The 10,758-nt window shown below is 44.4% G+C and carries 11 protein-coding genes and 1 tRNA gene; 2 read left to right on the top strand and 10 right to left on the bottom strand.

Annotated elements, in window-relative coordinates:
- Positions 1-53: 53 nt before the first annotated feature.
- The 6 genes from eno to UQ64_RS26575 form a co-directional block, all read right to left on the bottom strand.
- On the bottom strand, positions 54-1,340 hold the full coding sequence (gene eno / locus UQ64_RS26600) for a phosphopyruvate hydratase (protein ID WP_060626479.1): 1,287 nt from the start codon (positions 1,338-1,340) through the stop codon (positions 54-56).
- Positions 1,341-1,408: 68 nt separating this feature from the next.
- Positions 1,409-2,953: a 2,3-bisphosphoglycerate-independent phosphoglycerate mutase gene (gene gpmI, locus UQ64_RS26595; protein ID WP_060626477.1), complete on the bottom strand. Its 1,545-nt coding sequence runs from the start codon at positions 2,951-2,953 to the stop codon at positions 1,409-1,411.
- A gap of 1 nt (position 2,954) precedes the next feature.
- Positions 2,955-3,707 (bottom strand): triose-phosphate isomerase, encoded by a 753-nt coding sequence (gene tpiA / locus UQ64_RS26590; protein WP_060626476.1) that lies wholly within the window; start codon positions 3,705-3,707, stop codon positions 2,955-2,957.
- Positions 3,708-3,734: 27 nt separating this feature from the next.
- Positions 3,735-4,916, bottom strand: a complete 1,182-nt coding sequence (locus tag UQ64_RS26585; RefSeq protein WP_060626474.1) for a phosphoglycerate kinase — start codon at positions 4,914-4,916, stop codon at positions 3,735-3,737.
- A 118-nt stretch (positions 4,917-5,034) separates the two neighbouring features.
- On the bottom strand, positions 5,035-6,042 hold the full coding sequence (gene gap, locus UQ64_RS26580; RefSeq protein ID WP_060626472.1) for a type I glyceraldehyde-3-phosphate dehydrogenase: 1,008 nt from the start codon (positions 6,040-6,042) through the stop codon (positions 5,035-5,037).
- Positions 6,043-6,144: 102 nt separating this feature from the next.
- Positions 6,145-7,197: a sugar-binding transcriptional regulator gene (locus UQ64_RS26575; RefSeq protein WP_060626470.1), complete on the bottom strand. Its 1,053-nt coding sequence runs from the start codon at positions 7,195-7,197 to the stop codon at positions 6,145-6,147.
- Positions 7,198-7,531: 334 nt separating this feature from the next.
- On the opposite strand from UQ64_RS26575, the gene UQ64_RS26570 reads away from it, so the two are divergent.
- Positions 7,532-7,606 (top strand) — tRNA-Arg (locus UQ64_RS26570).
- A 193-nt stretch (positions 7,607-7,799) separates the two neighbouring features.
- The gene (clpP, locus tag UQ64_RS26565; RefSeq protein ID WP_060626469.1) at positions 7,800-8,396 is read left to right on the top strand and encodes an ATP-dependent Clp endopeptidase proteolytic subunit ClpP; all 597 of its coding nucleotides are present in this window, start codon (positions 7,800-7,802) and stop codon (positions 8,394-8,396) included.
- A gap of 98 nt (positions 8,397-8,494) precedes the next feature.
- Here the strand turns inward: clpP and UQ64_RS26560 are convergent, their stop codons facing one another.
- From UQ64_RS26560 to UQ64_RS26550, 4 genes are all read right to left on the bottom strand, one after another.
- Complete coding sequence (locus tag UQ64_RS26560) at positions 8,495-9,133, bottom strand: GDSL-type esterase/lipase family protein (RefSeq protein WP_060626467.1); 639 nt, start codon at positions 9,131-9,133, stop codon at positions 8,495-8,497.
- 109 nt (positions 9,134-9,242) lie between these two features.
- Positions 9,243-9,386 carry a hypothetical protein gene (locus UQ64_RS31130; RefSeq protein WP_156417687.1) on the bottom strand — a complete coding sequence of 48 codons (144 nt, stop codon included), beginning with the start codon at positions 9,384-9,386 and terminating at the stop codon, positions 9,243-9,245.
- 127 nt (positions 9,387-9,513) lie between these two features.
- Positions 9,514-10,269: an SIMPL domain-containing protein gene (locus UQ64_RS26555; protein ID WP_060626465.1), complete on the bottom strand. Its 756-nt coding sequence runs from the start codon at positions 10,267-10,269 to the stop codon at positions 9,514-9,516.
- A 149-nt stretch (positions 10,270-10,418) separates the two neighbouring features.
- A complete protein-coding gene (locus UQ64_RS26550) occupies positions 10,419-10,688 on the bottom strand; it encodes an HPr family phosphocarrier protein (RefSeq protein ID WP_036687106.1) in 270 nt (89 codons plus the stop codon).
- Positions 10,689-10,758 lie beyond the last annotated feature (70 nt).

The raw sequence follows: 10,758 nt of genomic DNA, 5'->3' as shown, positions 1-10,758 counted from the left end.
AAAAAAAAGCCCCGCCATAATGGCGGGTCTTCGTACTCTGCTATAAAAGCAGATTATCTTTTAAGGTTGTAGAAAGATTTCAGGCCGTTGTATTGAGCCAATTCACCCAACTCGTCTTCGATGCGAAGCAATTGGTTGTATTTAGCAACACGGTCTGTACGGGAAGGAGCACCTGTTTTGATTTGACCAGCGTTAGTCGCAACAGCGATGTCAGCGATTGTGCTATCTTCGGATTCACCGGAACGGTGAGAGATAACTGCTGTGTAACCAGCACGTTTAGCCATTTCGATAGCATCGAAAGTTTCAGTCAATGTACCAATTTGGTTAACTTTAACCAAGATGGAGTTACCGATACCTTTTTCGATACCTGTTGCAAGACGCTCAGTGTTTGTAACGAACAAGTCGTCACCAACCAATTGAACTTTGTCTCCCAATTTTTCAGTAAGCAATTTCCAACCATCCCAGTCGTCTTCGGACATACCGTCTTCGATTGTAATGATTGGATATTTCTCAACCCATGAAGCAAGAAGATCAACATACTCAGCGGAAGTGTAAGATTTACCTTCGCCAGCAAGTGTGTATTTACCATCTTTGTAGAACTCAGTGGAAGCAACGTCCATACCCAAGAATACGTCAACGCCTGGTTTGTAACCAGCTTTTTCGATAGCTTCGATAATTGTAGTGATTGCTTCTTCATTCGAACCAAGGTTCGGTGCGAAACCACCTTCGTCACCTACAGCTGTGTTCAAACCTTTAGAACTCAATACGGATTTCAAGTTGTGGAAGATTTCTGCACCTACACGAAGAGCTTCTTTGAAGCTTGGAGCTCCTACAGGAAGAACCATGAACTCTTGAACGTCGATGTTGTTGTCCGCATGCTCACCACCATTGATGATGTTCATCATTGGTACTGGAAGAGTTTTAGCGTTGAATCCGCCCAGGTATACGTACAAAGGAATATCCAAAGCTGCTGCAGCTGCGCGAGCTACGGCCATGGATACAGCTAGGATTGCGTTAGCGCCCAATTTACCTTTGTTATGAGTTCCGTCCAAAGTGATCATCAATTTGTCGATGCCCACTTGGTCAAGAGCGTCCATACCAATAACTTCTGGAGCGATGATTTCATTTACGTTCTCAACAGCTTTCAGAACACCTTTACCCATGTAACGGGATTTGTCACCATCACGAAGCTCAACAGCTTCATGAGCACCAGTGGAAGCGCCGGAAGGAACGATAGCGCGGCCTTTAGCACCGGATTCAAGATAAACGTCAACCTCTACAGTAGGGTTACCACGGGAGTCAAGGACTTCGCGAGCATAAACATCAGAAATAATAGTCATTTTAGTTAATCTCCTTTAAACAATATTTTGGTTTTGATTGTTGAAGCTTAATCTTAGGTATTGTTTCCCTATTTGCGACTAGCGATCATGGATTGTCCGGTCATTTCCGCAGGTTGCGGAAGTCCCATCAGATCTAGAATAGTTGGTGCTACATCAGCAAGGATACCGCGATCGCGCAATACAACATTTTCATCTGTGAGGATGAACGGAACCGGGTTAGTGGTATGAGCTGTGAACGGACGACCGTTCTCATCAAACACCATGTCTGCATTACCGTGATCGGCGATAATGATCGCAACGCCGCCTTTGGCAACCACTGCGTCCACTACTTTACCAACGCACTCATCAGTTACCTCTACAGCCTTAATTGTTGGCTCCAGCATACCGGAGTGTCCAACCATATCAGGGTTTGCAAAGTTAAGGATAATAGCATCCTGTCTTTCCGCTTCGATTTCTGCTACGCAGGCTGCAGCCACTTCGTAAGCACTCATCTCAGGTTGAAGATCATAAGTTGCTACTTTAGGAGAGTTGATCAAGATACGAGTTTCTCCTGGAAGTTCCTCATCACGTCCACCACTGAAGAAGAACGTTACGTGCGGATATTTCTCAGTTTCCGCGATGCGCAGTTGCTTCTTGTTTTGTTGAACAAGTACTTCACCCAATGTGTTATCCAGGTTCTTCGGTGAATAGGCTACATAACCTTGTACCGTTTCGCTGAAAGTAGTCAGGCATACGAAGTGCAAGTCTTGTGGGAACAAAGGCCCCCGGTCGAAACCGCGGAAATCTTGATTCGTGAACACTTGTGACAATTGAATAGCGCGGTCAGGACGGAAGTTGAGGAACACGACGGAATCACCGCTTTGAACCTGCGTCACCGGCTTGCCTTCACTGTCTACAATCACGCTAGGTTCAACGAATTCATCGAACACGGAATTTGAATAAGATGCAGTGATAGCTTGCAGAGCATCCGTGTATTTCGGGCCTTCGCCATAAACCATTGCGCGATAGGCTTTTTCTACACGATCCCAACGTTTGTCACGGTCCATTGCATAATAACGTCCGGATACCGTTGCAATTGTACCTACTCCAACTTCTTCAATCTTAGCAACCAGATCTTGAACAAACTTCTTACCACTATCTGGAGGTACGTCCCGACCATCCATGAAAGCATGGATATACACTTCGTGCATATCTTCTTTCTTAGCCAGGTCAAGCATAGCAAACAGGTGATTAATATGGCTATGTACCCCTCCGTCGGATACAAGAGCGTAAAGATGAAGCTTTTTACCTGTGTTCTTAGCATTTCTAACTGCGGCTACCAGTGTTTCATTATCGTAGAATTCGCCCTCACGGATCGATTTATCGATACGAGTCAAATCCTGGTATACAATCCGTCCTGCACCAATATTTAAGTGCCCTACTTCAGAGTTGCCCATTTGGCCTTCTGGAAGACCAACAGCTTCACCACAAGCAGTAAGGGTAGTATTAGGATATTGTTTCAAGTAACGGTCATAGTTAGGTTTGTTAGCTTGAGCAACGGCGTTGCCTTCTGTTGTTCCACGCAAACCGAAACCATCCATGATGATCAAAGCTACAGGTTTTGGAGCTGACATCTTACTTCGCCCCCTCAACCAATTGAACGAAGGAAGCAGGTTGCAAGCTGGCACCGCCAACAAGCGCACCATCGATGTCGCTTTGGCCCATGTACTCAGTTACATTCTCAGGCTTCACGCTGCCGCCGTATTGAATACGAACAGCTTCAGCTGTTGCTGCATCATACAGATCTTTTACAAGACTGCGGATGTAAGCAATAACTTCGTTAGCATCTTGGGAAGTGGAAGATTTACCTGTGCCAATAGCCCAGATAGGTTCGTATGCAATGACAACTTTTGCTGCTTGCTCGGCACTAAGTCCTTGGAATGCAGCTTCAGTTTGTACTTTACATACTGCTTTAGTTTGATCAGCTTCACGCTCTTCGAGCTTTTCGCCAACACATACGATTGGAGTGATACCGTGACGGAATGCAGCGTGCATTTTCTTATTCACGATTTCATCTGTTTCGCCAAAATAAGCACGACGTTCTGAGTGACCAATGATTACATAGTCTACGCCGAGATCGCTAAGCATTACACCACTGATTTCTCCTGTGTAAGCACCGTTATCTTCAAAGTGTAGGTTCTGTGCGCCAATCTTGATGTCTGTACCTTTTGCAGCTGCTACAAGTGCAGGCAGGTTAGTAAATGGAGCGCAGATTACAGTCTCAACGCCTTCTACTTCTGCTTTGCCTTTGATATCAGCGATAAAGCTTTCTGCTTCAGGAACTGTTTTGAACATCTTCCAGTTACCCGCAATAATTGGTGTTCTCATGAATTAAGTTGCCTCCTTCTATACGTCTTACTTGTCGTTCAGTGCTTCTACGCCAGGAAGCGCCTTGCCTTCCATGAACTCAAGGGATGCACCACCACCAGTGGAGATGTGATCCATTTGGTCAGCCAGATGGAATTTCTCTGCTGCTGCTGCGGAATCTCCGCCACCAATAACAGTGTAACCTTCAGTTGTTGCACAAGCTTTTGCTACTTCAAGTGTACCTTCAGCGAATTTATCGATTTCAAACACGCCCATAGGTCCATTCCAGACAACCAGCTTGGAGTTTTTGATAATATCGGCATAAAGTTCACGAGTCTTAGGTCCGATATCAAGTCCTTCCCAGCCTTCTGGGATTTCATTGTAATCAACAATCTTAGTGTTAGCATCTGCACCAAATTTATCAGCAACAACAACGTCTACTGGAAGCATGAAGTTTTTGCCAAGTGCTTTAGCTTTCTCAATAAATCCAAGAGCAACATCAAGTTTGTCGTTGTCTACAAGTGATTTACCAATTTCGAAGCCTTGAGCTTTGGTGAATGTATAAGACAATCCACCGCCGATCAGTACGTTATCAGCCAAAGACAGCAAGTTATCAATAACATCAATCTTGTCTTTAACTTTCGAACCACCGATGATTGCAGTGAAAGGACGCTCAGGGTTAGAAAGAGCTTTACCCAGAACGGACAATTCTTTCTCCATCAAAAGACCGGATACAGCCGGTAGGAAATGAGCGATACCTTCTGTCGAAGCATGTGCACGGTGAGCCGCACCAAACGCATCATTGACGAACAAATCAGCTAGTTCAGCGAATTGTTTAGCCAATTCAGGATCGTTCTTTTCTTCGCCTGGGTAGAAACGAACATTCTCAAGTACAAGTACGTCGCCTTCGCCTAGCTCAGCAATTTTTGCTTTTACAGCTTCGCCAACAGCTTCGTCAGCTTTAGCTACTGATTTGCCGAGAAGCTCGGACAAACGTTCAGCAGCAGTAGTCAAACGCATGGAATCTACGAATTGGCCTTTAGGACGACCCATGTGACTGGCAAGAATGATCTTCGCACCGTTCTCGATCAAATATTTAATGGTTGGAAGGGTTTCGCGAATACGAGTATCATCAGTAATCTTACCGTCTTCTACAGGTACGTTAAAATCCACGCGTACAAATACGCGTTTACCCTTTACTTCTACATCACGGACGCTCTTTTTGTTCATGATTAATTCCTCCACACCCAAAATTGTCTCTAGCAGGAAACAAGTCTAATAATTTTAGAAAGAGCGGAAACAATTAACTCCTGTTTCCGCTCTATTGATGTTGCTTATATCAAATCAATTACTTAGCGATTTTAGCGAATTTTTCCAAAGTACGGATCAATTGTGCAGTGTAAGACATTTCGTTGTCATACCAAGAAACTGTCTTAACCAATTGTTTGTCGCCAACTGTCATTACTTTAGTTTGAGTAGCATCGAACAGGGAACCGTAAGTGATGCCTACGATGTCAGAAGATACGATTTCATCTTCAGTGTATCCGAAAGAATCATTCGCTGCTGCTTTCATTGCTGCGTTGATTTCTTCAACAGTTACAGTTTTCTCAAGAACTGTCACTAGCTCAGTCAAAGAACCTGTTGCTACAGGAACACGTTGAGCTGCTCCGTCCAATTTACCTTTTAATTCAGGAATAACTAGACCGATTGCTTTTGCTGCACCAGTAGTGTTAGGAACGATGTTAGCTGCTGCTGCACGAGCACGTCTGAAGTCACCTTTAGCGTGTGGAGCATCCAAAGTATTTTGGTCGCCAGTGTAAGCGTGAATTGTAGTCATCAAGCCTTCAACAATAGTGTACTTGTCGTTCAATACTTTTGCCATTGGAGCTAGGCAGTTCGTTGTGCAAGATGCGCCGGAAATAACAGTCTCAGTACCATCAAGAATGTCATCATTAACGTTGTAAACGACAGTTTTCATGTCGCCAGTAGCTGGAGCGGAGATAACTACTTTCTTAGCTCCACCTTTCAAGTGTTTTTCAGCAGCTTCTTTAGTTGTGAAGAAACCTGTGCACTCAAGAACGATGTCAACACCAAGGTCGCCCCATGGCAATTCTTCAGGGTTGCGGTTAGCAAGAACCTTAACATCTTTACCGTTTACTTTGAAGAATCCGTCATGTACTTCTACTTCTCCATCAAAGCGACCTTGAGTTGTATCATATTTAAGCAAATGAGCAAGCATCTTAGCGTCAGTCAAATCGTTGATTGCTACCACTTCGATACCTTCTACATTTTGAATACGGCGGAAAGCAAGACGTCCAATACGACCAAACCCGTTAATTCCAACTTTAACACTCATTGAATAGTTCCTCCTAGAATTCGTTTTATTTATTCAAAACAGACCGTGAAGCCTGTCATGACAACAATGTTAAGTATAATGCAAGATATATGTTCTGGTGAGTTACGAGGATATCTGTAACTGATTGTCAATTCCCTTGCCTATTTCCACAGCAGCAGCCTCGTCCGTGACGAGTATATTCTCCTGCCCGAAACGCAGCATGGCATGAATGGCTTTGGCCTTTGGTTTGCCTCCAGCAATACCGATGACTGTCTCCGTCCGAACAATATCTTCTAGACGTAGTCCCATCGTAAGCATGGTATGGACAACCTTACCGTCTTCGTTAAAATAATAGCCAAAGGATTCGGCCACTGCTCCCTCACCCTGGATCTCTGAGACTGTAGTCTCATCCAGCTTGCGGCGGCGAGTCATTTCAATGGCATCCCCAATCCCATGTACAATAATACGCGAACTGCGAATGGTTTGTACAATCTCCCCAATATTAGAGTCAAGTGCTAATGACTGGTAAGCATCGCCACTAAGCAAATCAGGGACATGCAGCAACCGATAATTCGCTCCAACCCGCTTTGCCATTGTTGAAGCAATCGTGTTGGCTTGAATCTCCATACTCTCTCCTAATCCACCACGCGCCGGAACAAACCAAGCGTTCTTATAGGAAAGGGATAACGGCGGTGTCAGTTGATCAGCCATATCGGCAAGCGTTGATCCACCTGTGACAGCAACAATATCATCTGTACGAAGTACACTGAGCAGCGCTTTTGCACCTGCTCGGCCAAGCTCACGTTTGGTGAACGGCGATGATTCACAATCACCCGGCACCACAATAACTTTATCCAGACCATACGTTGCCCGAATTTTCTCTTCCAGATCATCCAGACCAAACAGGCTCTTAACGACCGGCTCTAGTAAATCAAGCAGTCTACGCCCGGCAGCGCTAATGCGCATACCAACGCTCTCGATCTCAATGAGCCCTTGCGATTTCAGAAGATCCGTCTCGGCACGCAGCACCCGCTCAGTCATATCAAGTGAAGCGGCAAGCGTTCTGCGTCCAATTATATCGGACAGCATGATCTGATGGAGAATCGTGTACCGTCTCTTAAGGGTTTCCATGAGATCAGGCAGAAGCTGCTTTTGGATATCTAATAAATTACGCATACTTTCACTCCTGCAACTTCGTCTTCCTCTATTCCCTTGTTCATGGTCTCAAAATGTCCCGGGTAAACTTTTTAAGTCCCACTCATATTCTAACCAAATTTTGCTCGAAGTGCAAGTCTTCCGAGAGTAGAATTCTCAAGCGCTTGTCTTCTTATACATTTATAAGATCGGGAAAGAGGTACAGCTCCTAAAACCTGTCATTAACAATCCAGATTCTATCACTGAGTGAAAGACAATGTACGCTTGTCCACCTTGAAGACAAGGGATAGAACCCGTGTACAGTATTATTAATTCATTGCAATTGCACAGAAATTGTAGTATAATCATTTTTGTTGCGCCCGTGGTCCAATGGATATGACGTAGGCCTCCGAAGCCTGAGATCCAAGTTCGATTCTTGGCGGGCGCGCCATTAATTTCACTTTCGTACATAATTTAGTAGTGCCTATACTACTACTTAACCAAAGAGCCGCGTGTCGGCTCTTTTTTTTGAATATAAGTTTGACTTTCTTTGACTTTTTGTTTGAATTTGTTTATCATGTGGGTAATACGGCAAGAGTAAAAATGAATACATTTGAAGAACCAATATCAAGGAGGTTTTCCACGTGAGTTATATTCCTATGGTAGTAGAACAGAGCAACCGCGGTGAGCGCGCTTATGACATCTATTCCCGCCTGCTGAAGGACCGCATCATTTTCCTTGGAACGGAGGTTAATGACGTGGTAGCCAATTCTATCATCGCACAAATGCTGTTCTTGGCTGCCGAAGACCCGGAGAAGGACATTCACCTTTATGTGAATAGCCCCGGCGGTTCCATTACTGCAGGTATGGCTATTTTTGATACAATGCAGTACATTAAACCGGACGTTTCCACCATCTGTGTGGGTATGGCTGCTTCCATGGGAGCTTTCCTACTTAACGCTGGCGCTAAAGGCAAACGCTTCGCGTTGCCTAACAGTGAGATCATGATTCACCAACCTCTGGGTGGTGCTCAAGGTCAAGCAACGGATATCGAAATCCGTGCCCGCCGTATCCTGAAATTGCGTGATAAGTTGAATCGTATTCTTGCAGAACGTACGGGTCAACCGCTAGAACGTATTGAGAAGGATACAGATCGTGATTACTTCATGACTGCTGCAGACGCGGCAACTTACGGTATCGTTGATAAAGTCATCGAGAAGACACTGCCTAGCGGTGTGTAAGCTATAGAACAACAACATAAAGAGGCAGTACCCTATCCACTTGATGGTTAGCGTACTGCCTCTTTACTTTTCAGACCACTGCTTCATACGAATCTCAATTAATTCAAACCGCCATACCCAAGCGCATCGAGTTTCTCAGCAATCACACGGTAGCCTCTACCATTTGGATGTAAGTGGTCAATCGATAAAAGCCCTCTCTCGTTTCCAGCAAACTCATTATAAATAGAAGCAAATCCACATACTCTGCTACTGTACTGAGAGGCATAGCGGTTAAACTGACGCACCCACTCTGTTGCACCCACTACCTGAGGATAAGGATTATACAGTCCCACAATCCGAATGATATAAGGTCTGCGCGTTCCAGCCTTCAACTGGAATAGAATACTCATAATTGCAGCGAAATTCTGTTTGCATTCTTGCAGTGATCTTCGCAGCTCTTTAGATAGATTTTCAGGTTGTCTAGCTGCAGCCTTCGCAGCATGGATTAAATCATTGCCACCAATGGATAGAGTGATAATGTCGGCCGCCCGAATGGCTTCGCGAGTCATTGAACTCCCCCGTAGCCGATGTTCCAATTCAGAAGTAGTCAATCCATTCACGCCCAAATTTGTAGAGGCTACATTAGAACGCAGTCTCCCTTCCGCCATTCTACGGTACACCGGTACAAAACCGTTACCTGGCAGAGCGCCAAATCCAGTCGTCAAGGAATCGCCAATTGCAGTGTATTGATAGCTCATAGCTCTCCCCCGTTCATAAACTAGTTCCTCCATTTAGCATATGAATTCGAGGTGATTCTGGTAAGGGGGAGATGTCCAGTGCTGTCACCAGCGGTTACGACTTCTCAATTTATTTTACAGCAGCAAATGGGCTACCGCCTTCCGGCAACAGTTCTTTGAAACTAAAGGTATATTCCGGGAACCCTGCAGCATAAGCTGTGTACATCAAGCCTATACCCCATTTGCGTACTATTCTTTTCGAAATATTCATCATATTATTTTCCCACCCCTTTCCAATTTATTAAACCTAATCTTAGAGTTTTTCACAAAAAAAAAGAGGCGTCCCCCACTATTACTAGTGGAAGATCCCCTCTCCTCTCTGCAATCATCTTGTTCTGCTACTATTTCAATTCATACATTACGCTTAGCTGTGTTGTAACTTTAACTACTCCTGGTTGAACGGATGTGCTTGCACCAGCATCTGCTGCAGCCATATCCATTTTTAGATTCTGTTCAAAATAAACCGGAGTGACATTGCCATCATTTTGGCTGACCGTGATTACTTGACCCAAGCTACGTTTAGCTGCCTTAGCAATAGCTCCTGCTTTAACATCTGCGTTCGCCATCGCCTTTTCAATCACCTGAGCTTCAAAGGCAGAAGTATCTTCCACGGAAAAACGTGCATTTCCGATATTATTTGCCCCTGCTGCAGATGCAGCGTCCAGCAATTCACCAACCTTAGTCAGATCTCTATAAGACACTAACAGTGTATGATTCGCGTTGTATCCTTTCACTTGCTGTCCTTCTTTTTCGCTATAGCTATAGTTGGGTTGCACATAAAATTGGGTACTTTGAATATCCTTATCTGCGATTTTCCAAGTCCCTTTCAGTAGTGTAGTGATCTTTTGAATTTTAGCAGCATTTGTTTTTTGCGCTTCTTGCGCGGTTGTAGCCGTAGTATCCACACCGATGGACAAGTATACAATATCCGGCTTGATGGACAATTCACCTTTACCTACTACACTAACGACATTTTTCTGCACATCATCTGCGTAAGCCTTTGCAGGACCTTGGAAGACACCGCTCATGCTAATCCCTCCAATTAACAAACTCCCTACGATCAACACTGAACCAATCTTCTTTACCAAACCTTTCATATTTGCCAGCCCCTTTCATCTTTTGTGATTTGTTATTATCCTCTAGACGAGTCTTTCTGGTAAATGTTGCACACTGAAAAACTATTTTTTGGTATTAAAAAAAGCCCCGAAGGGCTTTTGGTCACGCGATAAAAAGTCATTTCAAAAGATTATTGGTTCTCAAGCTCTTCTTTGCTAACGAGACTCGTCAAAGCGTTTACAGCTTGATCCGCGTCTGCACCATCCGCGCTGATATAGATCTCCGTGCCGGAACTGATCGCTAGGCTCATAATACCCATAATACTTTTGGCGTTTACTTTTTTATCGTCTTTTTCCACGAAAATCTCCGACGAAAACTTGTTAGCTTCTTGCACAAACAATGCTGCCGGTCGAGCGTGTAGCCCTGTCTTCAACCGAACAACTACCGGGTGCTTTGTCATGAAACGCTTACCCCCTAATTGAGTTCTCCCCAAAAATTTCACATTAATTTTATATTATTATATCATTATA

The sequence above is a fragment of the Paenibacillus etheri genome (assembly GCF_001012825.1).
GTDB lineage: Bacteria > Bacillota > Bacilli > Paenibacillales > Paenibacillaceae > Paenibacillus_AQ > Paenibacillus_AQ etheri.
Note: the sequence above shows the minus strand (reverse complement) of the source record. Positions and strands in the feature narration are given on the sequence as shown.